A 24,839-nucleotide genomic window follows, 5' to 3' on the forward strand; every position below is an offset into this window, starting at 1 on the left:
CATCGACTGGTTAAGGAGTGAACGCCCGCCAGTGTAATGCAAGACGCGGGCGTGGCGAAGTGCTTCGCTCGCGTCTGTCAAGAGGAGCGTGTGCCCAGTGCCTCATTTCTCCGGCAGGCTGGCCAGCAGCAGGCGCTGTACATTGCCGCCCATGATCGCGGCAATGGCGTCATTGTCGAAGCCGGCGGTTTGCAGCCCCTCGGTAATTTGCGCCAGGCCGGTGACGTCGAATGGTGTATGCACGGTGCCGTTGAAGTCCGAGCCCAGGGCGACGTGCTCGACGCCGACCTTGTCCACCGTATAGCGGATGGCGCGGACTATGGCCGCGACCGAGGTGTCGCACACGGCGGTGCTCCAGTAGCCGATACCGATCACCCCGCCCGTGGCGGCGATGGCCTGCAGATGCTTGTCGCTGAGGTTGCGCGTGCCGGGGCAGGTGCCCTCGACCCCGGTGTGCGAGACCAGCACCGGGCGCGTGGCCATGGCCAATACGTCATCGATCAGTGGGCGCGAGGCATGGGCCAGGTCGACCAGCATGGCTTTTTCTTCCAGGCGCGCGATGACCTGGCGCCCCAGTGGCGTCAGTCCGCCTTTTGCCAGGCCGTGGGCCGAACCGCCCACTTCGTTATCGAAGAAGTGGGTCAGACCGGCGATACGAAAGCCAGCATCAAAGAGCGTATCGACGTTATCCAGCTGGTTCTCGATGGGCTGCAGGCCCTCGGTGGCGAGCAGGCCTGCCACACGCTGCGGGTCTTGGTCCCAGGCCTTGATGAAACGGGCCAGGTCCGCGCGGCTGCGGATCAGCACCAGGCGCCCTTCGCTGGCCTGCGCCGCATCCTGCAGCTTCTGCGCCTGGTACAGGGCGCGCTGCAGCAGGCTGTTCCAGGTTTCCCGCGGCCAGCGCTGGGCCATGGCCAGCAGGGTGATGTTGTCGCTGTCGGCGGCGTTGCTCTCCATGTTCAGCCCGCGTGGCGTCTTGGTCACGGTGGAGAACACCTGCAGGCCGAGGCGGCCTTCGAGCATGCGCGGCAGATCGGAGTGACCGTAGTCGTAGCGTTTGAGCAGGTCGCGCTCCCAGAGCAGGGCGTCGTCGTGCAGGTCGGCGACGAACAGCCCCTGGTGCAGCTTCTGCGCACTGGCGCTGGCCGGGTAAGGGGGCGGGCTGGCGACGCTGTTCATTTGCGCGTCGAGTACCTGGGGCAGGCCCAGAACGGCGAGGGCAGAGAGAGGAATCAGCAGAAGCAGGACGATCAGTAGTTTGCGCATGAGGAGCCATCCAGGCGTGTTGTTATGCCCGTCACTCTATCAGGCAAGCGTTGCGCACGGCTTACCCTGCGGTAGGCTGCGCCGTGCGCACCAAGCCGAGCAAGGCTTAACCGCAGAGGCAGTTACGACCCTGCTGCTTGGCCTGGTATAGCGCCGCATCGGCGCGCGCGATAAGGCTTTGCAGGCTGTCCTTGTGCTGCATCTGCGCCAGGCCGATGGAGATGGTGACGCCGGGCAGCACGCCAACCGGCGAATAGAAGGACGCGATCTGCTCCAGGCTGATGCGCAGGCGCTCACCGATGCCGCGTGCAGCCTCGTCGGCGATTTCCGGCAGGAGAATGACGAACTCCTCGCCACCGAAACGTATCAGGCTGTCCTTCGGCCTTAACTGGCTGCTCAGGGTATGCGCCACCAGGCACAGGGCGTAATCACCGGCCAGGTGGCCGTGCTGGTCGTTGTAGGCCTTGAAGTGGTCGACATCGAGCATCAGCAGTGACATGGGTTCGTCGTTGAAGGCACAGCGGGTGCTCTCGCGCTCGAACACGTGTTCCAGCCAGCGCCGGTTGAAGCAGCCGGTGAGGGTGTCGACGTTGGCATTCTGTTCACTGTCGAGAATCTGCCGGTTGCCTTGGCGCACGCGATCGCAGAGCAGCTCCAGCAGGTTCTGCATCATCTGTGGGGATTGCTGGAACAACGCCACCAGTGACTCTCGGTGCAGGCGCAGGACGATGGAGGGGCGCTCGGCCACGACGTAGGCGGAGGGATGTTCGTTGTCGATGAAGCTGATTTCACCTGCGCAGTCGCCGACTTCGAGGGTGCTGACGGCCTGGTTGTCCAGTGACCCGAGGTAGACGCGCAACTGGCCTTCGATCAGCAGATAGAGGTGCTGGTTGCGATTGAAGGGGGAGAGCAGCACTTCGCCGGCTTCCAGCTCGCAGGCGCGAAATTCTCGCAGCAACTGGTCCAGGCTGCTGGTGGCGACATTATGAAATAGTCGCAACTGTTGAACTTGCTGCAGGTCTGCCTGCCAGTGCGCCGGTTTCATCGTGATCTCGTCGGGCCTGGCCGGGAGAATAGGCCTGAGGGCACCACCAACGCTCCCTGTCGTGTCTACGAATAGCGTTCGACATTATTCCCGAGCTTCAGGCGTGGCAATGCTTGCCTGAAGCTCGGCCGACCAGTGGTTGCACGAAAGTGCGAAGTTGTTAACTGGCGCGCGTCCTGGCGCGCTCTGGATCACGCAGCGAAGTGGATGCGATGGCCCACCGCGTAGCCGGACAGACGCTCGGCAATGCTGACAGCCAATGCCTGATCCTGGTTCGGCAGGTGGATATGGGCCAGTTGACCGGCCTTGTCATCGCTCAGCACTTCGACCCGAACAGCCGGATGCAGCTCATCGACAGCCGCCTGGTAAACCCGGGCGATGGCATCGAAACGCAGTGCTGGTTTGAAGGTCTTGCCCACCGCTGTAAGCGGAATGGCATCGATGATCCAGGCGTCCTTGGGCACCGCGGCGCGCTCGGGAATATGCGCGGCGGCATGTTCCAGCAGCTCGGCTTCGCTGGTCTGCGCGCCCGGCTTGAGCTGCACGTAGACCACCGGCAGTTCGCCGGCCTTCTCGTCTGGCTTGCCGACTGCTGCGGCCATGGCCACGGCGGGGTGTTTATGCAGGGCTTCCTCGATCATCTGCGGGTCGATGTTATGACCACCGCGGATGATCAGATCCTTGCTGCGCCCGGTCAGCCAGATATAGCCGTCAGCATCGACGCGACCGAGGTCGCCGGTGTTGAACCAGTCGCCATCGACCCAGATGCCGGCGTTCTTGCTCGCCTGCAGGTAGCCCTTGAATACCGTGGCACCGCGGATGCACAGGTTGCCGATTTCGTTGGGCGCGGCTTCGCGCAGGTACTGCCCTTGCTCGTCGAGTACCTTGATACGCACTTCGCAGTAGGGCATGGGCAGGCCGATCGAGCCAGGGCGGCGCTCGCCCGCAGGCGGGTTGGCGCAGCTGCCGCAGGTGCCCTCGGTCAGGCCATAGCCTTCGAGCAGGGTCAGCCCGGTCTTGGCCTCGAACTGGCGAATCAGTTCCACCGGCATGGGCGCGGCGCCGCACAGGGCGTATTTCAGCGAGGACAGGTCATGACCCTCGCTGGGAATCTGCAGCAGGCCGGCATAGATGGTCGGAACACCGCTGAAGAAGCTGACCTTGTGGCGCGCGATCACCTTCCAGAAGTTGCTGATCAGGGTGGTGTTGCGATAGCCCTGCGGCGTGGCCAGCAGCACTTCCGCGCCGCCGATGAAGGCCGTCAGCCCGGTGACGATCACGCCGTTGACGTGGAACAGCGGCAGGCCGCAGAGCGTCACGTCGCCTGCGCCGAAGCGGGTCACCAGGTTCATGCTGTAGGCCATCGCCACTTCGTTGCCATGGCTGTGCGGCGCCAGCTTGGGCGTACCGGTGGTGCCGCCGGTGTGGAAGTAGCTGGCGATATCGTCGGCGGTGATCACGCGGCCGCTTTCCAGGTGATCGTCGGGGCAGGCGGCGATGGTTTCATCGAAATCCAGCACGCCCTCCGGTAGCGGGCCGCGCTGGGCCTTGAGCGCGCTGCGTTGCGGTTCGGGCAGCAGGTTGGCCATGTCCACGCAGAGAATCGCTTTCAGCTCCGGCAACTGATCGCGCAGGGTATCGACCTTGTCCCACAGCTCGGTACCGGGGAAGGGCGCCAGGGTCACCAGCAGCTCGGAGTTGGATGCGTGGATCAGCTCGGCGATGTGCTCGGGATCGAGCAGTGGGTTGATCGCATTGACGATGCCGGCTGCCTCGCCACCCCAGATGGTGTAGTGGGTCTGCGGCAGGTTGGGCAGCAGGAAGGACACCGCCTTGCCGGGACGCAGGCCCAGGCGGTGGAAGGCGTTGGCGGTCTGGGTGATCTTGCCGAGCAGCTCGGCATAATTCAGGCGCAGCGGGGTTTCCTCTCCCGTGCCCTGGAGAATGAACGACAGCGCCGCTGCCTCGGGGCTGGCCTGCGCCGTACGGCGAATCAGCTCGAAGGTGCTGCTGGGTAGGTCGCGATCACTCAGTGGGGTGCTCTCGATCTGTTCGATATCCTGCAGGGTGCGAATGAGGGGCGCTGTGCTCATTTATCGTGCATCTCTCGGTTCGGTCAGTCGGCCAGCAGCTGGCTCAACCATTCGGCGATATCGCGAATCTCTTCCGGCAGTACCTCGTGCGCCATCGGATAGTCGCGCCATTGCACCGGCACCCCACAGGCGTGCAGGCGGTCATACGCGGCACGCCCCATGTCGGGTGTCACCACGTCGTCGAATCTGCCATGCAAACAAAGCACCGGCAGTTGTCTTTTTGTATCCGCCAGCGGCATGTCGTCGCTGAAAGTCGGTGCGTAGGTCGAGAGTGCCAGCACCCCGCCGAGGGGCTGTGAATAGCGCAGAAAGGCAGTGTGCAGCACCACCGCGCCACCCTGGGAGAAGCCCGCCAGGACAATGCGTTCAGGGGCGATGGCGCTGTCGCGCTCGGCTTCGATCAGGGCGATCACCTGGTCGGCGGACTCTTCCAGTTGGGGCTGGTCGATGGCGCGGGCCGGACTCATCGCGAGGATGTCGTACCAGCTCGGCATGCTCCAGCCGCCGTTGATGGTCACCGGGCGGGTTGGCGCCTGCGGCAGGATGAAGCGCGTGCTGGGCAGACGTTCCTGCAGCATCTCGGCGACCGGCAGGAAATCGTAGCGGTCAGCCCCCAGCCCGTGCAGCCAGATCACGCTGGCATCGGCGGATTGTGGGGGCTGCAAAATCATGGGTGCGGTCATTGGTAGCTCCAGTGTGGTGCGGGCGCCTTAATTTGGGGCGGCGCCCTGTTCAAGGCTTGGCTAATCTGTGAATAAGTTGTCGCACGGGTGAAAGTTTTGCCCTTGACCCCCGTATATCCGGCAATTTGCCATGCGCTGGTACGGGGCTTGCTATGGCTCATTTGAACTGACGACGCGGTGCGGTAACGGTAACACTGTGCCACTGCGCACCGCTCAACAGGCAGGAATCTGCTGTGTGGGGTTCCTAATAGACCGTCGGGGCGATCGATCGCTCAGACGGATGACGATCCGTCTCTGGCCCGTTCAACCAATGGGCAGGGTGGGAGCAGTTGGCCAGCAGAGGGTAAAGCCGACTAGACTCCCGCCTGACGTTCGAACTTCTCGTCGATACCGTTGCTGCCAGCGGATCGCGTGCCTCAAAAGGGTGGGGAAGGCGGACGGAGACTCCAACACAACAAGAGCAACTGGAGGTTTTTGATGAAGATGGTGAAATCCACCCTGGCTGTGCTGACCACCGCAGCTGTGCTCGGTGTCAGTGGCTTTGCTCAGGCAGGCGCCACCCTGGATGCAGTGCAGAAGAAAGGCTTCGTGCAGTGCGGTATCAGCGACGGTCTGCCTGGCTTCTCCTACGCCGATGAAAAAGGCAACTACCTGGGTCTCGACGTTGACGTCTGCCGCGCTGTTGCAGCCGCGGTTTTCGGCGACGCGACCAAGGTCAAGTACAGCCCGCTGACCGCCAAGGAGCGCTTCACTGCGCTGCAATCCGGCGAAGTCGACATCCTGTCGCGTAACACCACCTGGACCAGCTCGCGCGACGCCGCACTGGGTCTGAACTTCACTGGCACCAACTACTACGACGGCCAGGGCTTTTTGGTGAACAAGAAGCTGGGCGTTTCCAGCGCCAAGGAGCTGGACGGGGCTACCGTCTGCATCCAGGCCGGTACCACCACCGAGCTGAACCTCTCCGACTACTTCCGTGCCAACGGCATGAAGTACACCCCCATTACCTACGATACCTCTGACGAGAGCGCCAAGTCGGTCGAAGCCGGCCGTTGCGACGTGTTGACCTCCGACCAGTCGCAGCTGTACGCACAGCGCATCAAGCTGGCCAATCCGGACGATTATGTCGTGCTGCCGGAAGTCATCTCCAAGGAGCCTCTGGGCCCGGTCGTGCGCCAGGGTGACGAGGAGTGGTTCGACATCGTGCGCTGGACCCTGTTCGCCATGGTCAACGCCGAAGAGCTGGGTGTGACCTCGGCCAACGTCGAAGCCACTGCCAAAGACACCAAGAACCCGGACGTAGCACGTCTGCTGGGTACTGAAGGTGAGTTCGGCAAAGACCTCAAGCTGCCGAAAGACTGGGCAGTACAGATCGTCAAGCAAGTCGGTAACTACGGTGAGTCCTTCGACCGTAACGTCGGTGCCGGCAGCGAGCTGAAGATCGAGCGTGGTCTCAACGCCCTTTGGAACAAGGGTGGTCTGCAGTACGCACCGCCGGTGCGTTGACCGTCCACAGCGGCAGGCCTATGGCCTGCCGCTGTCGTTTCCGATTAAGTGAACTCCGGCCGGCTTGCGTGCGGCCGGGGCTTCCGTGAGGGTTGTCATGCACACGACTGCTAATGCCCCGCGCCCGCGAGGATCGCTTCTGAACGATCCGCAGGTGCGTGCTTGGGCTTTCCAGATCATTGCCGTTATCGCCGTTGTGGCGCTCGGCTGGTTTCTCTTCCAGAACACCCAGGCTAACCTGGAGAAGCGCGGGATCATTTCCGGCTTCGCTTTTCTCAATAACAGCGCCGGTTTCGGTATTGCCCAGCATCTGATCGACTACACGGAAAGCGACAGCTACGCCCGTGTGTTCCTGGTCGGCTTGCTCAATACCCTGCTGGTGTCTTTTATCGGTATCGTGCTGGCCTCCATCCTTGGCTTTCTGTTGGGTGTGGCGCGGCTATCGCCCAACTGGCTGATCAGCAAGTTGGCCACCGTTTACATCGAGATTTTCCGCAACATTCCGCCGTTGCTGCAGATCCTCTTCTGGTATTTCGCGGTATTTCTTGCCCTGCCTGGTCCTCGGCAGAGCCTGGATGTGGGTGAAATCTTCTTCCTCAACAGTCGCGGTCTGTACATGCCGGCGCCTGGCCCTTCGGAGAGTTTCGGCCTGTTCGCGGTGGTAGTGCTGGCGACCATCGTCGGCATCATCGCCTTGGGACGCTGGGCCAAGAAGCGCCGCGAGGCCACTGGCCAGATCTTCCCGCTGTTGTGGACCTCGCTGGCGCTGATCGTCGTCATCCCTGGCCTCACCGTGCTGATCGGTGGTAACCCGCTGGTGTGGAGCGTGCCGGAGTTGACCGGTTTCAACTTCCGTGGCGGCTGGGTGATGATCCCCGAGCTGATGGCGCTGACCCTGGCGCTGACCATCTACACCGCGGCTTTCATCGCCGAGAACGTCCGCTCCGGGATCATGGCGGTCAGCCATGGTCAGACCGAAGCGGCGCGCTCGCTTGGGTTGCGTCCGGGCATCACCCTGCGTCTGGTGATCATCCCGCAGGCATTGCGCGTGATCATTCCGCCACTGACCAGTCAGTACCTCAACCTGGCGAAGAACTCTTCCTTGGCCGCCGGTATCGGCTACCCGGACATGGTTTCGCTGTTCGCCGGTACCGTGCTCAACCAGACCGGCCAGGCCATCGAGGTGATCGCCATCACCATGAGCGTGTATCTGGCCATCAGCATCAGCATCTCCCTGCTGATGAACTGGTACAACAAGCGCATCGCGCTGACTGAGCGGTAAGGAGCAGCCATGCAGACTCATACATTCAAACCGGACCTGCCGCCGCCACGCCTGAGCGTCGGTGCAGTGGGCTGGCTCAAGGCCAACCTGTTTTCCAACTGGTTCAACAGCCTGTTGACCCTCTTCGCGCTTTATCTGATCTGGCTGGTGGTACCTCCGCTGCTGCAGTGGGCGATCATCGATGCCAACTGGGTGGGCAGCACCCGCGCCGATTGCACCAAGGAAGGTGCGTGCTGGGTGTTCATCCAACAGCGTTTCGGTCAGTTCATGTATGGCTTCTACCCCAGCGAACTGCGCTGGCGCGTGGACGCCACGCTGTGGCTGGCAATCGTCGGCGCGGCGCCGCTGTTCGTGCCGCAGATGCCGCGCAAGGCGTTCTACGGCCTGGGCTTCCTGGTGATCTATCCGGTGATCGCCTGGTGCCTGCTGCACGGCGGCGTATTCGGCCTGAGCGTGGTATCCACCAGCCAGTGGGGCGGCCTGATGCTGACCCTGGTGATCGCCTCCGTCGGCATCACCGGTGCCTTGCCGCTGGGTATCCTGCTGGCACTGGGGCGACGTTCCAACCTGCCGGCGATCAAGGTCATCTGCGTCACCTTCATCGAATTCTGGCGCGGTGTACCGCTGATCACCGTGCTGTTCATGTCCTCGGTGATGCTGCCGTTGTTCCTGCCCGAGGGCATGCATTTCGACAAGCTGATGCGGGCGCTGATCGGGGTGATCCTGTTCCAGTCCGCCTACATCGCCGAAGTGGTGCGCGGTGGTCTGCAGGCCATTCCCAAAGGGCAGTACGAGGCGGCCGCGGCCATGGGCCTGGGCTACTGGCGGATGATGGGCCTGGTGATCCTGCCGCAGGCGCTGAAGCTGGTGATTCCGGGCATCGTCAACGTCTTCATCGCCCTGTTCAAGGACACCAGTCTGGTGATCATCATCGGCCTGTTCGATCTGCTCAACAGCATCAAGCAGGCGACCACCGACCCGGCATGGCTGGGTATGGCTACCGAAGGTTATGTGTTCGCCGCGTTGGTCTTCTGGATTTTCTGTTTCGGCATGTCCCGCTATTCGCTGCATCTCGAGCGGAAGCTGGATACCGGCCACAAGCGTTAGGAGTGAGTCATGAGTGAAGCAATCAAACAACCCAGCGCCGAGCCGATGATCCTGCTGCAGGGTGTGAACAAGTGGTACGGCCAGTTCCATGTGCTCAAGGACATCAACCTGAGCGTGCAGCAGGGCGAGCGTATCGTGCTCTGTGGGCCGTCCGGTTCGGGCAAGTCCACCACCATTCGTTGCATCAATCGCCTGGAAGAACACCAGCAGGGGCGCATCGTGGTCGATGGCACCGAATTGACCAGCGACCTCAAGCACATCGAAGCGATTCGCCGTGAAGTGGGTATGGTGTTCCAGCACTTCAACCTGTTCCCGCACCTGACCGTGCTGCAGAACTGCACCCTGGCGCCGATGTGGGTACGCAAGATGCCCAAGCGTCAGGCCGAGGAAATTGCCATGCACTTTCTCGAGCGCGTGCGTATCCCCGAGCAGGCCAACAAGTTTCCGGGCCAGCTCTCCGGCGGTCAGCAGCAGCGTGTGGCGATTGCCCGCGCGCTGTGCATGAAGCCGAAGATCATGCTGTTCGATGAGCCGACCTCGGCCCTCGACCCGGAGATGGTGAAAGAGGTGCTCGACACCATGATCGGTCTGGCCGAAGACGGCATGACCATGCTCTGTGTGACCCACGAGATGGGTTTTGCCCGTACCGTGGCCAACCGCGTGATCTTCATGGACAAGGGCGAGATCGTCGAGGAGGCCGAGCCGAACGCCTTCTTCACCAACCCGCAGAACGAGCGCACCAAGCTGTTCCTCAGTCAGATCCTGCACTGAGCCGGCACTGCGCCATGGATCAGGGAGCCTTCGGGCTCCCTTTTTCGTTGCCGGTGCCGCTCCCTCTGGCGGCTGTGCCACCAATCTGTAGGAGCGGGCCCCGCCGCGAACCGGGGCGGCGTGCATTCGAAAGCTTCGCCCCGGGGCGGGGCTCCTACGAAAAGCCGCTTTGATTGGCATCAGCCATCGGACACCTTGGGTGCCTAGTGGCGCCGCATGCGCTTGCGGAAGGCGCCCGGCGTTTCCCCGCACAACTGCTTGAAGCGCTTGGCGAAGGTGGCGCGGTCGGCGAACCCGACCTGACTGGCGACCTGCTCCAGCGACTGCGCCGAATCGGCCAGTGCCTGCTGCGCCAGACTGATACGCAGGCGCTGCAGGTAATCGCCTGGGGTCAGCCCGGTGGCCTGTTTGAAACGGCGTAGCAGGGTGCGCGCCGAGCAATGGGCTTGTTGTGCCAAACGATTGAGGTCGATTGTCTCGGCGTGATGTTCGCGTAGCCAGGCCAGCAGTGGGGCGAGGGACTTGTCCTCGCTGCTGGGCAGCAGCGGGGCGAAACGCGTCTGCGTACCGCGCTGACGCTCGATCACCATCGCACTGGCCACCTGTTGCGCCAGCCATTCGCCGGCATGCAAGGCAATCAGGTGCAGGCACAGGTCGAGCCCGGCCTGAGCACCACCGGAGCAGAACAAGGGGCCATCCTCGGTCAGCAGCAGGTCACTGCGCAGGTTCACTCGGGGGAATAGGCGAGAAAACGAATCGGCCAATGCCCAGTGGGTGGTCGCCTGGCGCCCATCGAGCAGGCCGGCAGCCGCCAGCAGGAAGGCGCTGCTGCACAGACTCGCCACCTGTTGTTGATCACGTTGGGCCAGCCAGGGCAGCAGCTTGGCGTTGCTCTCCAGCGTACGGGTGACGGCGCTGCCGGTGGCGGGAACGATCAGCAGGTCGGCCTGTTCGGCCAGCTCAAGGCCGCCATCGACCAGAATCTGTGCGAACTCCAACTGCACTGGCTGGCCGTCAAGGCTGAAGCGCTGCAAGTGAAAACGGGGCGCGCCGGCCAGGCGATTGGCCAGGCTGAAGGCATCCTGCGCCATGCTCAGGCTGGAGCAGATGGTTTGCGGGCAGACGTACAAGGCGATGCGCAGCATGACAGTGACTTGAATTGGGTTGGCGATTATTGACACAAAGTTGTCCTTATAGCCAATCGCCACATCATCCGCCTGGGCCCAGACTAGGCTGCATTCACCATCGAGCCGTAGGGTGTGCCAAGCGCACCGCTGTCATCGCCAACAAATCACAGGAGCGAACCATGAGCCACGCCAACGCCGAGTTGATCCAGCGTTTCTACCGTGCTTTCCAGAAGCTCGATGCCGAGACCATGGCCGGCTGTTACGCCGAGGACGTGCGTTTCTCCGACCCGGTCTTCGTCGACCTGCAGGGCGCGGAGGCGGGCGATATGTGGCGCATGCTGTGCAGCCGCGCCGAAGACTTCTCGCTGACCTTCGACTCGGTGCACGCCGACGATCATGCTGGCAGCGCGCGCTGGGTCGCCAGCTACCGTTTCAGCGCCACCGGTCGTCAGGTGGTCAACCATATTCAGGCGCGCTTCATGTTTCGCGACGGGCTCATCGTCGAGCATCGCGATCACTTCGATCTATGGCGATGGGCACGTCAGGCGCTAGGTGGCAAAGGGTTTCTGCTGGGGTGGGCACCACCGGTTCAGGCTGCCATTCGTCGACAGGCGGCACGCGGGCTGGCCCAGTTTCGTGGCACGCGCTGAGGCGGGCGAAGGAACGCAGTGGTAGGCTAGCCGGTCTTAGCCTTCAATAAAGAGTGCGCACACCGGGTGCCGCACCTCCACTGCCAATCGAGACCTGCCGTGACCGAATTGATCGTTGCCGTAAAACAGGCCAAAGCCTGGGGGGTCCATGCTGTTACCGCCAGCGGTGTGATCCTCGCCCTGTTGGCATTGCTGGCCGTACTCGACGGTCAACCCAAGCAATGCCTGTTATGGCTCGGCCTGGCGCTGCTGGTCGACGGTCTGGACGGCTCGCTGGCGCGCCGCTATGACGTCAAGGGTGTGCTGCCGCATTTCGACGGCTCGACTCTCGACCTGGTGATCGATTACCTGACCTACGTATTCATCCCCGCCATCTTTCTTTACCGCTTCATCCCCCTGCCGGATTACACGCCGCTGTTCGCCGTGGGCCTGATTCTGCTGTCTTCGCTGTTCTGCTTCTGCAACCTGAACATGAAGAGCAAGGACAACTACTTCGTCGGCTTCCCGGCGGCGTGGAACGTGGTCGTGTTGTATTTCTACATCCTCGACGTGCACCCCTGGATCACCTTGGCCATTATCGTCCTGCTGGCCGGCCTGACCCTGACCAAGATGAAGTTCCTGCACCCGTTCCGCGTGCGTCAGTTCATGCCGCTGAACATCCTGGTGACCTTCGTCTGGATGCTCTCCAGCGCGCTGCTGATCCTGCAGTACCCGGTCAATCAGTTCTGGCTGCTGGCGCTCTGGTGGTTGGCTTCGGCCTACTTCGTCGGCATGTGCCTGTGGCGCTCGGCACGTGAGTGGTTTCCCGCGCGCGGATGAATGTAGCAGTCGAAAAGGCCTGGTTCGTCTATCTGGTGCGCGCCGCCAATGGCGCGCTGTATTGCGGCATCAGCGATGACCCGCAGCGGCGTTTCGTCCAGCACCAGAGCGGCAAGGGTGCCCGGTTCTTCCATACCAGCCCGGCGCTGGCGCTGGCCTACGTCGAAGCCTGTGCCTGCAAAGGTGATGCGTTGCGCCGTGAACGGGCGATCAAGCGCCTGAGCAAAAGCGCCAAAGAAGCGCTCATTCTGGCCGTTGATGGCGGTTCATCAGCCTGAGGCGGTTGCGTGCAGGTGTCGCGCGGGTAAGCTGAGGACTTTTGAGCCGACGCGGAGCGCGCCATGCATGAGTTGATCCTTCATCACTACCCGACCTCGCCGTTCGCCGAGAAGGCCCGCCTGATGCTGGGCTTCAAGCAACTGTCCTGGCGTTCGGTGATGATTCCGCCACTGATGCCCAAGCCCGATCTCACCGCGCTGACCGGTGGCTACCGCAAGACCCCGGTGCTGCAGGTTGGCGCCGACATCTATTGCGATACCGCGCTGATCGCTCGCCGCCTGGAAGCCGAGAAGGCAACCCCGGCGCTGCTGCCCGAAGGTCAGGAGTTCAATGTCAGCCTGCTGGCGCAATGGGCCGACTCGGTCTTGTTCCAGCATGCCGTGGCGCTGGTGTTCCAACCCGAGTCGATGGCGTTGCGCTTCGCCAAGGTGCCGCCGGAGTTCGCCAAGGCCTTCGCCGCCGACCGTGGCGCGCTGTTTTCCGGTGGTACGGCGAGCCGCCTGCCGTTGGAGCAGGCCAAGCATCAATGGCCGGCGCTAATGGGCGCATTGCAGCGCCAGTTGCAGCGCGAGCAGGGCGATTTCCTCTTCGGTGAACCGTCGCTCGCCGATTTTTCCGTGGCCCATTGCCTGTGGTTCCTGCGCGGTACGCCGGTCACCTCACCGCTGATCGACGATTACCCGGAGGTTGCTGCCTGGCTTGGCCGTGTGCTCGGCTTCGGCCATGGCTCGTTGAGCGAGATGAGCAGCGAACAGGCGATCGCGGTGGCGCGTGAAGCGACTCCGGTAGCGCTGCCAAACGAGGATTTCGTCGACCCCAATGGTTTCAAAGCTGGCCAGGCGGTGAGCATCGCCGCGGTGGACTATGGTGTCGACCCGGTGCAGGGCGAGTTGCTGCATGCCGGGCGCGACGAGCTGATTCTGCGTCGTGAGGATGAGCGTGCCGGCGTCGTGCACGTGCACTTCCCGCGCCTGGGGTTCCGTATCGAGGCGCGCTGAGGCGTCTCGCGCCGTCTGTCAGTAGGCGGCGCGGATGGCGCGCACGTCGTAACCGTGAATGACCTGCCCGCGCAGGTCGATCACCGGCACGCCGCGGCCGCCGAGCGCCTGGTACTGGGCGCGGCCGGCGCTGTCCTTTTCGATATCCACTTCGCGGTAGGCGACGCCATCTTCGGCGAACAGCTCGCGGGTCTTGGCGCAGTAGCCGCACCAGGTGGTGGCGTAGAGCACGATCTCGCCGCTGGCGTTACCGGCCTGCGGCGGATTGAGCCAGCGGTCGATCCTGTCCCAGTTCTGCCACAGGGCCAGGGCGGTGAGGATCAGCAGGATCTTCTTCATTGCGGCGCGTCCTTGTGCGTGGTGGCTGCTTGCAATTGTTGCAGAGTAAAGGGTGCCGGCCGATCCGGCCACTGCAGGGCGAGCTTTTCCAGCTCGCGGGCCAGCAGGCTGGCGACCAGCAGATCGCGCAGCCAGCGCTTGTGCGCGGGTATCACGTACCAGGGCGATTCGGCGCTGCTGTGGCTGGCGCGCAGCAGCTCGGCCCAGCGCCGCTGGCGCTCGTCGAACTGGCGGTGCGATTGCAGATCGCTGGCCTTGAGTTTCCAGCGTTTGGATGGCTTTTCGATGCGTTCGACCAGGCGTTGGTACTGCTCGGCCTTGTCGATCTGCAGGTAGCACTTGAGTACCAGGGTGCCGCTTTGCGCCACTTGCCGTTCAAAGGCCAGCACCTCGGCCAGACGCGCCGGCAGCTCATCCTCACCGCACAGACCGTCCAGCGGGTCACAGATCAGCGCCTCGTACTGGCTGCGGTTGAACACGCCGATCATCCCAGGCGCTGGCAAACGTTGGCGATAGCGTTGGAGAAAGTGCTGGCTGCGTTCCTGCGCCGTGGGCGCCTGGAAGCTGTGCACCGCAAGGCCCTGCGGGTTGCAGGCGCTCAGAACGCGGCGGATCACGCCGTCCTTGCCGCTGCAATCCGGGCCTTGCAGCACCAGCAGCAGGGCCTGGCGACGATTGGCCCACAGGCGCATCTGTTGTTCCTGTAGCCAGGGTTTGAGTTGCTCCAGGCGCGCCTTGCAATCGGCCTTTTTCAGGCCGAAGTCGCGTGCCGGATCGCCCGCCAGCGGTGCCTCTGGCCGGCACAGGCAGGCGTCAAGCAGCTCATCGGCCAGGCGCGCGCTCATCTCAATCCTGACGGCGCTTTAGCTGATCCTTCAGCTGGGTCGGCAACTGACGAATGATCAGCATGTCGCGGCCCTCGTCATACTCGATCTTCGAGCCCAGCAGATGGGCCTCGAAACTGATCGACAGGCCCTCGGCACGCCCGGTGAAACGCTGGAACTGGCTGAGGGTGCGCTTGTCCGCCGGAAATTCCGGGGCCATGCCGTAGTCCTTGTTGCGGATATGTTCATAGAAGGCCTTGGGGCGCTCTTCGTCGATCAGCCCGGACAGTTCTTCCAGGGTGATCGGTTCGCCCAGCTTGGCCTGGCCGCTGGCATAACCGACTAGGGTCTTGGTCTTCTCGCGCGCCTGTTCTTCCGGCAGGTCTTCGCTCTCTACGAAATCGCTGAAGGCCTTGAGCAGGGTGCGGGTCTCGCCCGGGCCGTCGACGCCTTCCTGGCAGCCGATGAAGTCACGGAAGTAATCCGAGACCTTCTTGCCGTTCTTGCCCTTGATGAAGGAGATGTACTGCTTGGACTGCTTGTTGTTCTGCCACTCGCTGATGTTGATGCGCGCGGCCAGGTGCAGCTGGCTCAGATCGAGGTGCTTGGCCGGGGTCACATCCAGCGCGTCGGTCACCGCTACGCCTTCGCTGTGGTGCAGCAGGGCGATGGCCAGGTAGTCGGTCATGCCTTGCTGATAATGGGCCAAGAGCACGTGGCCGCCGGTGGAGAGGTTGGATTCTTCCATCAGCTTCTGCAGATGCTCGACGGCCTGGCGGCTGAAGGCGGTGAAGTCCTGCTCGCCATCGAGGTACGCCTTGAGCCAGCCGCTGAACGGGTAGGCGCCGGATTCTTCGTGGAACAGGCCCCAGGCTTTGCCTTGTTTGGCGTTGTAGCTCTCGTTGAGGTCGGCCAGCAGATTTTCCATGGCTGCGGATGCGGCCAGTTCGCTGTCGCGGGCGTGGAGTGCGGCGGGGCTGCCGTCGGGTTTCTTGTCGATCAGGTGGACGATGCAGTGGCGAATCGGCATGGGGCTTCGGTCTTTGGCGGTTTCGCGATGGAGTTGGCTGTGTTGCCGGGCGAGTGAGTGCTCGCGTCGTTGGCGCAGCGGCATGGGCAAAGTCTACCTGACATCGGCACGTGATGCCGGGGGCGCTGCGGTTGGGTAGATCTTTGCTGGCTAATTGCTGGCATCTGCAGTGATAGATCTCTATTTTCTGCAAAAAATACGGTTTTCGATTCGCGCTATTGCACTACTCAGGCTAGCGTCTTTCTCGTCCAAACGACGCAGTAAAGGGACGCACCGCGGTGGCGCCACAAGCGCTGCCGCTCTTCTCGATCTCCAAATATGGATTGGAGGATTACATGCGCAACAAGACCAATAAACGCCGTCTACTGGGCGCCGCCGTGCTGGCGGCCATTTCAGGGCAGGCTACTGCGGCCAAGGGGCTCGATGTCACCGAGCTGTTCGATCAGTTCTGGAGCCCCACCCGGCTCGGGCCGGCGGAGTGCCGTTCTGCTGTGCTGAGTGCAACGCCGTTGTTGCTGCCGCGCTGCATGCAGGCCGCCAACAGCATGACCCACCTGCAGATGTTCAATGACATCGCTCTGGCCAATGGCGGCAACCGTGCCGCCGGCCTGTCCGGTTACCAGCGCTCGCTCGATTACGTGCAGAGCACCCTGGAAAGCGCAGGCTACAACGTCACCCGCCAGGCCTTCCCATTCAGCGCGTTCTACCCGCAGGGGCCCGGCGTGCTGCAGAGCCTGGCGCCGACCCCGGCGCAGTTCGAGTGGGAGGTGGACTTCACCTACCTGTCGCAGACCGATGCCGGCGACGTCAGTGCACCCGTGGCGGCGGTGGACATTGCCCTGGGCGAGGGCAACCAGTCCAGCAGCGGCTGCGAGGCCGAGGATTTCGCCGCTTTCCCGGCTGGCGCCATTGCCCTGCTGCAGCGTGGGACCTGCAACTTCCAGATCAAGGCCGAAAACGCCGCCGCCGCTGGCGCCGTGGGTGTGGTGATTTTCAATCAGGGCGACAGCGAGGACCGCAAGGGCCTGCTCAACGCTACCCTGGGTGATGCCTATGCCGGCGGTATTCCGGTGCTGTTCACCACCTATGACGTGGGCGTGAGCCTGGCGCAGACGGCCGAGCAGCAGGTGCGCATGGTCACCGACGTGGTGCGCGAGCGGACCCAGACCTACAACCTGGTGGCCGAGAGCAAGCGCGGCAACGCGGGCAACGTGGTGATGCTCGGCGCGCACCTGGATTCGGTGTTCGAGGGCGCCGGCATCAACGACAACGGTTCGGGCAGCGCCGCGCTGCTGGAGCTGGCCGTGCAGATGGCCAAGGCCAAGCCGAAGAACAAGCTGCGTTTCGCCTGGTGGGGGGCCGAGGAGTCGGGGCTGGTGGGCTCGACCTACTACGTCAACCAACTGCCTGACGAGGAGAAGGCGAAGATCAAGGCGTATCTGAATTTCGACATGATCGCCTCGCCGAACTTCGCCTACTTCATCTACGACGGCGACGGCTCGGACTTCGGCCTGCAGGGTCCGCCCGGCTCGGCCGCGATCGAGCGCCTGTTCGGCGAGTATTACCGCCTGCGCGGTCTGCCGTTCGAAGGCGACGAGATCAGCTTCCGTTCCGACTACGCGCAGTTCTTCCTCGATGGCATCGCCTTCGGCGGCTTGTTCACCGGGGCAGAGGTGGTCAAGTCCGACGAGCAGGCCAGCCGTTATGGTGGCACGGCGGGCGAAGCTTTCGATCCGTGCTATCACGAAGCCTGCGATGATCTGAGCAACGTCGATCTGCGCGCGCTGGAGGTCAATGGTGATGCCATGGCCTTCGTCGCCAGTTGGTTGGCGCTGTCGACCAAGATCGTCGATGACGAGATCGCTGCGTCCAGGGATTCGCGCACGATGATGCGCAGTGCCCAGGCCTACGACATCACCCACTGGGGCAAGCACTGGGTCAAATAGCCTCGTTTGCTGTGCGCACCCTGCGAAAGAAAAGCCCGCGAGTGTATCGTATCGCGGGCTTTTTCGTGGGCGCTTGCCCTGGCTAGCTGCGGTCCTGGCTTGGCACTACCGAGGATGCCTGTTCCGGGCCATCGCCGCGGCGCCGCTGCAATACGCGCAGTCGTTCGATCACGTAGCGCACATGCATGTGCAGTTCGTACAACTCGTTGGAGTACGACAGTGGTACCTCCACGGCCGCCAGCTCGTCTTCCATCTGCTCCAGGCGTTCGATCTCGCTGTCCAGTTCGTCGGGCAAGGAACCTGCGTGCAGCTTGCGGTCTATCTCGCGCAGGTACTTGTACCAGCGGTAGATGCGCGCGCGAATGCGCCACTGGTAGATGGGGCCGACAGCCTTGAACAGCGGGATCATTACCACGATCAGGGGGATCAGCAGGATGATGTAGCGGTCGGCCAGCGAGGCGATGCGAAATGGCAGGTAGCGCTGCAGGATCGGCAGGCCCTTGTCGTAGTAATGCCCGGCATCCTTGTGCAGCTCGAAGGTGCGCGGCTCGGCGCTGGGAAAGGTGCCTGCGGCATCGAGTAGGGTACCGCCCCGCATCACTTCACGGCTGGCCTCGAGAAACAGCGGCACCAGGCCAGGGTTGAAGTCGTCGTTGACCACCAGCGTGGCGACCGGAGAGAGGGTGATGATGTCGCGGTCCGGCGCATTGCTCGCCAGATCCAGCAGGCCTTCGCCGACCTTCACCTGATTGAGGAATGGCAGGCGCGCCTCGTAGGCAGCTGCACGACGAAAGTGCGCCAGTGCAATGTCCGGGTTGGCCGCCAGTTGCTGCACCAGTGAGTTTTCTGCCGGGCCGACGAAGAACGCTGCATCCAGTTCGCCGGCCATCAACGCTCGGGCGGCCTTGCCACCTCCGATGCTCTGCCAGCTTTCGGGATATTGTTCCGGCTCGATGGCATTGGCGCCAAGGATGGCGTCACTGGCGGCCCGGGTGCCGCTGCCTTCGCCGCCCAGACCGAGACGCAGTGGCAGCAGGTCGGCAATGCGATCCAGCTCCACGTCACGTCGAAAGAACAGCCACAGGGGCTCCTGATAAATCGCCCCCAGGCTTTCCAACTGACGCTGCTCCTCGGCTGTCAGCTGGCGCTCCAGGCCGCTCTGCACCAGGGCGATCTCCACTTGCGGATCGTTGGCCAGCAGGCGTTGCAGGTTGTCGCGCGAGCCTGAGGTCGGCACCAGATTCAGTTCGAAACCTTCCTTGGCCAGCTCTTCCTTCAGGCGTTCGGCAAACTGCTGGTAGGCGCCGCCTTGGGCGCCGGTGGCCATGCTGGCGCTCATCGGTGGTGGCGGCGCGACGAACTGGAACAGTGCCCAGACCAGACCAGCCACCACCGGGACTATCCACAGGTTGGCCAGGATCATGATTTTCAGGTCATTGAGTACGCGGCGCATGGGGCTTCCTTTCAGCGAGTTCAGGGTAAGGATAGAACCCCATGCGCCTCACGGTCACCCTAGATGGTGGATGACACTCGTTCGTCCGCCATCAGGTTTGCGGTGGATCGATTACGCCAGCGCCTTGTGCCTTGCACGCAGATGACTGAACAGCAGCAGGGCGGCGAGCAGCCCTAAGGCATACAGCGCATCGCTGCCAAGCATCGCCAGTAGCGCGGCACAGAGCAGCCCACTGAGCCCGGCCAGCAGGCGCCAGATGCCACTGAGCAGCACCCAGCCGGCGGCCATGCTCAGCAGGTAGATCAACACGAAGTTGCCGTTGGCGTAGCGAATCAGATCGTCCACCGACAGGTTCAAGGTGGCCGAGAGCATGGCGCACAGCGCGCAGCTGATCACCACCAGCAGCAAGGCTCTGCCGGGTACGCCCTGGCGGTTGCGCACGGCCAGCCTGGCTGGTAGACGGCCCTCATCGGCCAGGCTCCAGATCAGCCGGGCGAAGCCCTGGATGTACACGTTCATCGAGGCGAAGCAGGCCAGGTAACCGAGCACCGCTACCAGGGCACGGGCGCGCTCGCCCAGCAGTTGCTCGAACAGACGCGGCAGGGCGGTGGTGTCGCTGTGCACGTCGCCATAAGTGGCGAAGCTCAGCACCGCCACCGAGCAGGCCCAGTACACCAGGCCGGCCAGCAACACGCCGAGCAGCAGTGCCAGCGGGAAGTCGCGTTCGGGGTGTTTGAACTCCTCGCCCAGATGGGTGAAGGCCTCGATGCCGACGAAGCACCAGAACATCACCCCCAGCGCTGTCGGCAGCAAGTGCCACTGGCCGCCCATCGCCGGCAGCAACGGCTGGCTGACGCGCGGCAGGTCGCCGACCCACCAGATCAGCGCCACGCTGGCGACGATGGCCACGGCGATCAGCCCCTGCAGCATGCCCGATGCTTTCGGCGGACGTTGGCCAAGCAGGAGAATGGCGCCCAGCGTGGCCAGTTCGATGAGCAGCAGGCCGGATCGATCGAGATCGAACAGGGCCAGCCAGAAGCCGCTGGCGATATGCAGAGCAGCGGGCAGACCGACCGGCAGCACGGCAAGGAACAGCAGGGCGCTGACCCCCTCCATGCGCAGGCCGAAGGCACGGCCGATCAGGTGCGGCGCGCCGCCGGCATGAGGGAAGCGCTTGCCCAACTGGGCGAAGGTGAACGCCACCGGCAGCACCAGGGCAATCAGGATCATCCATGCCCACAGCGACGCCTCACCGGCTGCCGTGGCTGCCAGCGCCGGCACCACGAAGATGCCGGTGCCGAGCAGCGAGGTGCTGAGCAGGGCAATGCCCTGCAGCAGGCCCAATTCCTTGTTCAATCGACTCATGGGGTATGCTCATCATTTTCCAGATACCGCCATGGTAGGGCGCCGGCCAGTTGCAGGCTGTCGCCTTTTGCCGACGAAATGGCGGTTTTCACCGTCAATCCGATTGCCGCCCGAGAAGCCCCGTGGACAAGTTCGATCGCCAGATCCTCGCTCTGCTGCGCAGCGATGCGCGCACCTCCGTCAGCCAGATCGCCCGTGAGGTCAACCTGTCACGTTCGGCGGTCAGCGAGCGGATTCGCTATCTGGAAAGCAGCGGGGTGATTCGCGGTTATCACGCGCAGGTGGCCGAGCCGGGCGAGGCGGGCGTGAAGGCCTTTCTCGAACTCTTCTATCAGGGCCGCCGCTGCGAGGACTACGTGGAGCGCATGCGCGCCCTGCCCGAGGTGCGTCACTGCAGCGGCATCAGTGGCGAAACCGACATGCTGGTGTTCATCGAAGCCCCGAGCATGACGCGCCTGAGCGAGGTGCGCGGTGCCATCGAGGCGTTTCCCGGCATGCAGAAGGTCAAGACCCATGTGGTGGTCAAGGACTGGGCGATGTAGCGCTGCTCACTCGGCGTGTTCGCCCTGCTCGACGGCTTGCGGGCGCTGCAGGGCCAGCAACGGCAGGCCGGCACCGAGCACCAGCAGACCCAGCAACGCGCCGCTGCCGGCATACAGCGTGCTGGAATACAACAGGCCCAGGCAGGTGAGGGCGAACAGGATCGGCGTCAGCGGATACAGCGGCACGCTGAATGGCCGCCGCACCCAGGGGTGCCTGTGGCGCAGGCGAATCAGCGCCAGCGCGACGAGAAACATGAACAGCCAGAATACCGGTGCGGTGTAGGCCACCATGGTTTGCACGCCGTTCGCACTCAGGGCGCCGAACAGGATCAGCGGCAGGGTAAGTGCGCACTGCAGCAGCAAGGCGCGTACCGGGGTGGCGCCGCGTTCGTTCCAGCGACCGATGAATGCCAGTTGCGGCACGTCGCGACCCAGCGCGTAGTAGACCCGCGCACCGGTGAACAGCGTGGCGTTCAAGGTACTTAGTGCGGTCAGGCAGACAAAGACTGCCAGCATGGCCTCGGCCCTTGGCCCGGCGACGATGTTCATCAGGTCCGCCGCCACGGCATCGCTCTGGCGCAGGCCGTCGAGGCCGAAGATATTGAGAAAGACCAGGTTCGCCAGCAGGTAGATGGCCGTCACCAGCGCTGTGCCAATCAGCAGCACGCGACTCATGTTGCGCGCCGGGTTGCGCAACTCACCGGACAGGTAGGCTGCCTCGTTCCAGCCGCCATAAGTGAGCAGCACGAACACCATGCCCATGCCCAGCATCGCCGCCAGGTTGCCGCTGGCAGGTACGGCACTGGCGGTGTTCGGCTGCGGTTCTGCCAGCACCAGGCCGGCCAGCACCACCAGCAGCAGCGCCAGCACCGTCACGCTGGTGAAGAACAGCTGGGCGCGTCGCGATTCGCGCGTGCCGAGCACATTGAGCAGGGTCAGCGCCACCACCACCAGGGCGGCGTGCCAGGCGCTGCCATAGTCTCCGAGTGGTAGCAAGCGCTGGGCGTAGTCACCATAGATGAATGCGACCACGGCGATGGCGCCGGTCTGGATCACCATGCCGCGCGCCCAGGCGAACAGCAGGCCGACCTGCGGCCCCCAGGCCAGGCTCAGATAATGGTATTCGCCGCCCTGGTCCGGATGTGCCGCGCCCAGCTCGCCGTAACACAGCGCGCCGATCAGCATCACCAGACCGCCGACCAGCCACAGGGCCAGATACAGCTCGGCGCTGTTGGCATGCTGCGCCACCAGCGGCGGCAGGCCGAAAATGCCGACACCGATCACCACGCCGACCAGCATGGCAACGGCATCGACCACCGACAGCCCGGCGCGCGGCGAGGACCCTAGCGAGGTCATGGCTTAGCTCCTGCGCGCGACCCAACCCTGCTGTGCACCATCGGTCGGCACCGCTTCGATACGGTCACCATTGAGTTGGCCGACATACAGCCTGTCGTCGAAGGTGAAGCGCAGTTCGTTGCCTTTGAGTTGGCCGCTGAGCATGTCGGGTTGGCCGTCGACCTTGCCAACTACCTTCTGGAAGCGCTGGTCGAGTTCGACCTGATGATTTCGGCCATCGAGTTCGAGAGTCCACTGCCCCGCGACCTTGGCTGGCACGATCCACAGGAACACCGAGCTGCCGTTGATCACGTCGCTCTGGTCAGGCTCCCAGTCACCGAGGTTGAAGGCGTGCGACACCACCCGAGTACCTGGCTTGAGGATGTCGAGAATCACCGGACGCAGGCGCATGTTGACCGTGGAGAGCAGGTACATGGTCAGCACGTCGGCCTCGGAAATATCCTTCTGGAACAGGTCGCCCTGCTCGAACGTGACCTTGTCCGCCACACCCTCGCGTTCGGCGTTCTGCTGCGCCTCGCTGATGCGCTCAGGGTCCAGATCAATGCCGTAGGCCGCTCTGGCACCGTGATCCTGCACGGCTGAGATGGCGATGCGGCCATCGCCCGAGCCCAGGTCGATGAGATAGTCGTCCGGGCCGATTTCGGCCAACTGGAGCATATGCGCCACCACAGGCTCCGGCGTGGGCACGTAGGGGACGTCGAGCCTGGGCGGTTGTGCCTGCGCGGGGCCAATCACCAGGCTGGCCAACAAGCCGACGGGGAGGGTCAAGGAGGCGAAGCTACGAACGGATAGAGCGCTCATCGGGAAAATCTCCTCACGGGTGGCGATTTTTTTCCGACTGGTGAGCGGGGCCTAGGTTCGTACCGATGTGCAGCAGGATCGTGCAAGAACGCCCTTCAGGCCACTAACCGCAGCGCCTGCGGCTGTGTAACCGGATGTGATCGGTCTATCCGCTACTGCAGCATTGCCAGCCTGCGGGCGCGCAGGCACTGTAGGCGGGTTTTTCGCTTTGGTCGTTTTCGCATGCGCATCCTGCACACCTCCGACTGGCATCTGGGCCAGCATTTCATGGGCAAGACTCGGCAGGCCGAACACCAGGCCTTTTGCGCCTGGCTGCTGGAGCAGGTGCGTGTGCACGACGTGGACGTGCTGCTGATCGCTGGCGACGTGTTCGACACCGGCGCACCGCCCAGTTACGCCCGCGAGCAGTACTACCGGCTGGTGGTTGAGCTGCGCGACGCCGGCTGCGCCCTGGTCGTACTGGGCGGCAACCACGACTCACCGGCCATGCTCGGTGAAAGCCGCAGCCTGCTGGCGCAACTGGGTACCCAGGTGGTGCCGAGCGTGGGTGTCGATCTGGCCGAACAGGTACTGGTGCTCAATGATCGTACTGGCCAGCCGGGCGCCATTCTCTGCGCCATTCCCTTCATTCGTCCGCGCGACGTGCTGGCCAGTCAGGCGGGGCAGAGCGCGCAGGACAAACAACAGTCGTTGCAACAAGCCATCGCCGAGCATTACCGGGCACTGTACGAGCTGGCGGCGAGCAAGCGTGACGAGCAGGGCCTGACGCTACCGATCATCGCCACCGGTCACCTCACCACGGTTGGCGCCAGCGCCAGTGAGTCGGTGCGCGAGATCTACGTCGGCAGCCTGGAAGCCTTCCCCACCAGCGCCTTCCCGTCGGCGGACTACATCGCCCTTGGCCATATCCACCGTCCGCAGAAGGTCGGCGGCCTGGAGCATATCCGCTACAGCGGCTCGCCGATTGCGTTGTCCTTCGACGAGGCGCGCCAGCAGAAGGAAGTGCTGCTGCTGACGTTCGAGGGCGCCACCTTGCAGTCCATCACGCCACTGCCCGTGCCGGTGTTTCAGCCCATGGCCAGCCTGCGCGGCTCGCTCAAGGAACTGGCCGGCGCTATCGCCGAAGTAGCTGCTCAGGGCACGCCCGAGCGGCTCGTATGGCTGGAAGTGCAAGTGAGCACTGACGATTACCTGAGTGATCTGCAAAGCCGCATCAACGCCCTGTGCGAGGGGCTGCCTGTCGAAGTGCTACGCATCCGCCGCGAACGTGGCAATGCCAGCACCAGCCTAGCCAGCGAAGCACGGGAGACGCTGGACGAGCTGTCGGTGGAGGACGTCTTCTCACGCAGGCTGCAACAGGAAACGCTGGATGAGGACGATAGCCAGCGCTTGCAGGACCTGTATCGACAGGTGCTGGAAACGCTGCCAAGAGCCTAGGTGCCCTAATGCGCTTATGACCGGGTACATGCGCCTATCAACGTCAGGCGCAAGATCTAGAAGACCATGGCGCGGTTCGGTGCCAAGGTGAGCCCCCGTTCCGGGTGATTAAACGCCAGA

At 63.4% G+C, this 24,839-nt stretch carries 23 protein-coding genes; 11 read left to right on the forward strand and 12 right to left on the reverse strand.

Translation table 11 applies throughout. The features are described from left to right. Positions 1-102 precede the first annotated feature (102 nt). From BM186_RS19760 to BM186_RS19775, 4 genes are all read right to left on the reverse strand, one after another. On the reverse strand, positions 103-1,266 hold the full coding sequence (locus BM186_RS19760) for a dipeptidase (RefSeq protein WP_074917726.1): 1,164 nt from the start codon (positions 1,264-1,266) through the stop codon (positions 103-105). A 106-nt stretch (positions 1,267-1,372) separates the two neighbouring features. After that, complete coding sequence (locus BM186_RS19765; protein WP_072426110.1) at positions 1,373-2,311, reverse strand: GGDEF domain-containing protein; 939 nt, start codon at positions 2,309-2,311, stop codon at positions 1,373-1,375. A 191-nt stretch (positions 2,312-2,502) separates the two neighbouring features. After that, positions 2,503-4,404, reverse strand: a complete 1,902-nt coding sequence (locus tag BM186_RS19770; protein ID WP_074917728.1) for an acyl-CoA synthetase — start codon at positions 4,402-4,404, stop codon at positions 2,503-2,505. Positions 4,405-4,427: 23 nt separating this feature from the next. After that, positions 4,428-5,087, reverse strand: a complete 660-nt coding sequence (locus tag BM186_RS19775) for an alpha/beta hydrolase (protein WP_074917731.1) — start codon at positions 5,085-5,087, stop codon at positions 4,428-4,430. Between the two features lie 477 nt (positions 5,088-5,564). Here BM186_RS19775 and BM186_RS19780 point away from each other — a divergent pair, with 477 nt between their 5' ends. From BM186_RS19780 to BM186_RS19795, 4 genes are all read left to right on the forward strand, one after another. After that, positions 5,565-6,593 carry an amino acid ABC transporter substrate-binding protein gene (locus tag BM186_RS19780; RefSeq protein WP_017675245.1) on the forward strand — a complete coding sequence of 343 codons (1,029 nt, stop codon included), beginning with the start codon at positions 5,565-5,567 and terminating at the stop codon, positions 6,591-6,593. Between the two features lie 97 nt (positions 6,594-6,690). Then, complete coding sequence (locus tag BM186_RS19785) at positions 6,691-7,875, forward strand: amino acid ABC transporter permease (RefSeq protein ID WP_167363352.1); 1,185 nt, start codon at positions 6,691-6,693, stop codon at positions 7,873-7,875. A gap of 9 nt (positions 7,876-7,884) precedes the next feature. Then, positions 7,885-8,982 (forward strand): amino acid ABC transporter permease, encoded by a 1,098-nt coding sequence (locus tag BM186_RS19790; protein WP_017675243.1) that lies wholly within the window; start codon positions 7,885-7,887, stop codon positions 8,980-8,982. A gap of 9 nt (positions 8,983-8,991) precedes the next feature. Next, on the forward strand, positions 8,992-9,753 hold the full coding sequence (locus BM186_RS19795; RefSeq protein WP_017675242.1) for an amino acid ABC transporter ATP-binding protein: 762 nt from the start codon (positions 8,992-8,994) through the stop codon (positions 9,751-9,753). 203 nt (positions 9,754-9,956) lie between these two features. Here BM186_RS19795 and BM186_RS19800 read toward each other — a convergent pair whose 3' ends face one another. Continuing rightward, complete coding sequence (locus BM186_RS19800; RefSeq protein ID WP_074917736.1) at positions 9,957-10,898, reverse strand: GlxA family transcriptional regulator; 942 nt, start codon at positions 10,896-10,898, stop codon at positions 9,957-9,959. 161 nt (positions 10,899-11,059) lie between these two features. Between BM186_RS19800 and BM186_RS19805 the strand changes: the two genes are divergently transcribed. From BM186_RS19805 to BM186_RS19820, 4 genes are all read left to right on the forward strand, one after another. Beyond that, a complete protein-coding gene (locus tag BM186_RS19805; protein ID WP_074917739.1) occupies positions 11,060-11,530 on the forward strand; it encodes a nuclear transport factor 2 family protein in 471 nt (156 codons plus the stop codon). A 99-nt stretch (positions 11,531-11,629) separates the two neighbouring features. Next, on the forward strand, positions 11,630-12,349 hold the full coding sequence (gene pcsA / locus BM186_RS19810) for a phosphatidylcholine synthase (protein WP_074917743.1): 720 nt from the start codon (positions 11,630-11,632) through the stop codon (positions 12,347-12,349). Then, positions 12,346-12,627, forward strand: coding sequence for a GIY-YIG nuclease family protein (locus BM186_RS19815; protein WP_074917745.1), 282 nt, complete (start codon positions 12,346-12,348; stop codon positions 12,625-12,627). Before pcsA ends, BM186_RS19815 begins: the two co-directional genes overlap by 4 nt. Positions 12,628-12,690: 63 nt before the next feature. Beyond that, the gene (locus BM186_RS19820) at positions 12,691-13,626 is read left to right on the forward strand and encodes a glutathione S-transferase family protein (protein WP_074917748.1); all 936 of its coding nucleotides are present in this window, start codon (positions 12,691-12,693) and stop codon (positions 13,624-13,626) included. Positions 13,627-13,644: 18 nt separating this feature from the next. Here BM186_RS19820 and BM186_RS19825 read toward each other — a convergent pair whose 3' ends face one another. Genes BM186_RS19825 through yejK form a run of 3 tightly spaced genes read right to left on the reverse strand, consistent with a single transcriptional unit; the run spans position 13,645 to position 15,819 of the window. Further along, positions 13,645-13,965 (reverse strand): glutaredoxin family protein, encoded by a 321-nt coding sequence (locus BM186_RS19825; RefSeq protein ID WP_074917752.1) that lies wholly within the window; start codon positions 13,963-13,965, stop codon positions 13,645-13,647. Further along, positions 13,962-14,810, reverse strand: a complete 849-nt coding sequence (locus tag BM186_RS19830) for a polyphosphate kinase 2 family protein (RefSeq protein WP_074917755.1) — start codon at positions 14,808-14,810, stop codon at positions 13,962-13,964. Before BM186_RS19830 ends, BM186_RS19825 begins: the two co-directional genes overlap by 4 nt. Before the next feature lies 1 nt (position 14,811). Beyond that, positions 14,812-15,819, reverse strand: a complete 1,008-nt coding sequence (yejK, locus tag BM186_RS19835) for a nucleoid-associated protein YejK (RefSeq protein ID WP_074917758.1) — start codon at positions 15,817-15,819, stop codon at positions 14,812-14,814. Between the two features lie 335 nt (positions 15,820-16,154). Between yejK and BM186_RS19840 the strand changes: the two genes are divergently transcribed. After that, positions 16,155-17,765 carry a M28 family metallopeptidase gene (locus BM186_RS19840; protein WP_074917760.1) on the forward strand — a complete coding sequence of 537 codons (1,611 nt, stop codon included), beginning with the start codon at positions 16,155-16,157 and terminating at the stop codon, positions 17,763-17,765. An 82-nt stretch (positions 17,766-17,847) separates the two neighbouring features. Here the strand turns inward: BM186_RS19840 and BM186_RS19845 are convergent, their stop codons facing one another. Both BM186_RS19845 and yjeH read right to left on the reverse strand, forming a co-directional pair. After that, complete coding sequence (locus BM186_RS19845; protein ID WP_074917763.1) at positions 17,848-19,218, reverse strand: TAXI family TRAP transporter solute-binding subunit; 1,371 nt, start codon at positions 19,216-19,218, stop codon at positions 17,848-17,850. Positions 19,219-19,329: 111 nt separating this feature from the next. After that, entirely contained in the window at positions 19,330-20,583 is a 1,254-nt protein-coding gene (gene yjeH / locus BM186_RS19850; RefSeq protein WP_074917764.1) for an L-methionine/branched-chain amino acid transporter, read from the reverse strand. Positions 20,584-20,705: 122 nt separating this feature from the next. Between yjeH and BM186_RS19855 the strand changes: the two genes are divergently transcribed. Further along, the gene (locus BM186_RS19855; RefSeq protein ID WP_072426145.1) at positions 20,706-21,125 is read left to right on the forward strand and encodes an Lrp/AsnC family transcriptional regulator; all 420 of its coding nucleotides are present in this window, start codon (positions 20,706-20,708) and stop codon (positions 21,123-21,125) included. Between the two features lie 6 nt (positions 21,126-21,131). On the opposite strand, the gene BM186_RS19860 is transcribed toward BM186_RS19855, so the two are convergent. Beyond that, the gene (locus BM186_RS19860) at positions 21,132-22,481 is read right to left on the reverse strand and encodes an APC family permease (protein ID WP_074917767.1); all 1,350 of its coding nucleotides are present in this window, start codon (positions 22,479-22,481) and stop codon (positions 21,132-21,134) included. 3 nt (positions 22,482-22,484) lie between these two features. Continuing rightward, positions 22,485-23,282 (reverse strand): SAM-dependent methyltransferase, encoded by a 798-nt coding sequence (locus BM186_RS19865; RefSeq protein ID WP_074917769.1) that lies wholly within the window; start codon positions 23,280-23,282, stop codon positions 22,485-22,487. A 222-nt stretch (positions 23,283-23,504) separates the two neighbouring features. Here BM186_RS19865 and sbcD point away from each other — a divergent pair, with 222 nt between their 5' ends. Beyond that, complete coding sequence (sbcD, locus tag BM186_RS19870) at positions 23,505-24,719, forward strand: exonuclease subunit SbcD (RefSeq protein WP_074917771.1); 1,215 nt, start codon at positions 23,505-23,507, stop codon at positions 24,717-24,719. Positions 24,720-24,839: the final 120 nt, after the last annotated feature.

The organism is Ectopseudomonas toyotomiensis, from assembly GCF_900115695.1.
Classification (GTDB): Bacteria; Pseudomonadota; Gammaproteobacteria; order Pseudomonadales; family Pseudomonadaceae; genus Aquipseudomonas; species Aquipseudomonas toyotomiensis.

Excerpts from the sequence above, each read along its gene's own strand:
- BM186_RS19760 (WP_074917726.1), bottom strand. The coding sequence starts at position 1,266 with ATGCGCAAACTACTGATCGTCCTGCTTCTGCTGATTCCTCTCTCTGCC.
- BM186_RS19765 (WP_072426110.1), bottom strand. The coding sequence starts at position 2,311 with ATGAAACCGGCGCACTGGCAGGCAGACCTGCAGCAAGTTCAACAGTTG.
- BM186_RS19770 (WP_074917728.1), bottom strand. The coding sequence starts at position 4,404 with ATGAGCACAGCGCCCCTCATTCGCACCCTGCAGGATATCGAACAGATC.
- BM186_RS19775 (WP_074917731.1), bottom strand. The coding sequence starts at position 5,087 with ATGACCGCACCCATGATTTTGCAGCCCCCACAATCCGCCGATGCCAGC.
- BM186_RS19780 (WP_017675245.1), top strand. The coding sequence starts at position 5,565 with ATGAAGATGGTGAAATCCACCCTGGCTGTGCTGACCACCGCAGCTGTG.
- BM186_RS19785 (WP_167363352.1), top strand. The coding sequence starts at position 6,691 with ATGCACACGACTGCTAATGCCCCGCGCCCGCGAGGATCGCTTCTGAAC.
- BM186_RS19790 (WP_017675243.1), top strand. The coding sequence starts at position 7,885 with ATGCAGACTCATACATTCAAACCGGACCTGCCGCCGCCACGCCTGAGC.
- BM186_RS19795 (WP_017675242.1), top strand. The coding sequence starts at position 8,992 with ATGAGTGAAGCAATCAAACAACCCAGCGCCGAGCCGATGATCCTGCTG.
- BM186_RS19800 (WP_074917736.1), bottom strand. The coding sequence starts at position 10,898 with ATGCTGCGCATCGCCTTGTACGTCTGCCCGCAAACCATCTGCTCCAGC.
- BM186_RS19805 (WP_074917739.1), top strand. The coding sequence starts at position 11,060 with ATGAGCCACGCCAACGCCGAGTTGATCCAGCGTTTCTACCGTGCTTTC.
- BM186_RS19815 (WP_074917745.1), top strand. The coding sequence starts at position 12,346 with ATGAATGTAGCAGTCGAAAAGGCCTGGTTCGTCTATCTGGTGCGCGCC.
- BM186_RS19820 (WP_074917748.1), top strand. The coding sequence starts at position 12,691 with ATGCATGAGTTGATCCTTCATCACTACCCGACCTCGCCGTTCGCCGAG.
- BM186_RS19825 (WP_074917752.1), bottom strand. The coding sequence starts at position 13,965 with ATGAAGAAGATCCTGCTGATCCTCACCGCCCTGGCCCTGTGGCAGAAC.
- BM186_RS19830 (WP_074917755.1), bottom strand. The coding sequence starts at position 14,810 with ATGAGCGCGCGCCTGGCCGATGAGCTGCTTGACGCCTGCCTGTGCCGG.
- yejK (WP_074917758.1), bottom strand. The coding sequence starts at position 15,819 with ATGCCGATTCGCCACTGCATCGTCCACCTGATCGACAAGAAACCCGAC.
- BM186_RS19840 (WP_074917760.1), top strand. The coding sequence starts at position 16,155 with ATGCGCAACAAGACCAATAAACGCCGTCTACTGGGCGCCGCCGTGCTG.
- BM186_RS19845 (WP_074917763.1), bottom strand. The coding sequence starts at position 19,218 with ATGCGCCGCGTACTCAATGACCTGAAAATCATGATCCTGGCCAACCTG.
- yjeH (WP_074917764.1), bottom strand. The coding sequence starts at position 20,583 with ATGAGTCGATTGAACAAGGAATTGGGCCTGCTGCAGGGCATTGCCCTG.
- BM186_RS19860 (WP_074917767.1), bottom strand. The coding sequence starts at position 22,481 with ATGACCTCGCTAGGGTCCTCGCCGCGCGCCGGGCTGTCGGTGGTCGAT.
- BM186_RS19865 (WP_074917769.1), bottom strand. The coding sequence starts at position 23,282 with ATGAGCGCTCTATCCGTTCGTAGCTTCGCCTCCTTGACCCTCCCCGTC.
- sbcD (WP_074917771.1), top strand. The coding sequence starts at position 23,505 with ATGCGCATCCTGCACACCTCCGACTGGCATCTGGGCCAGCATTTCATG.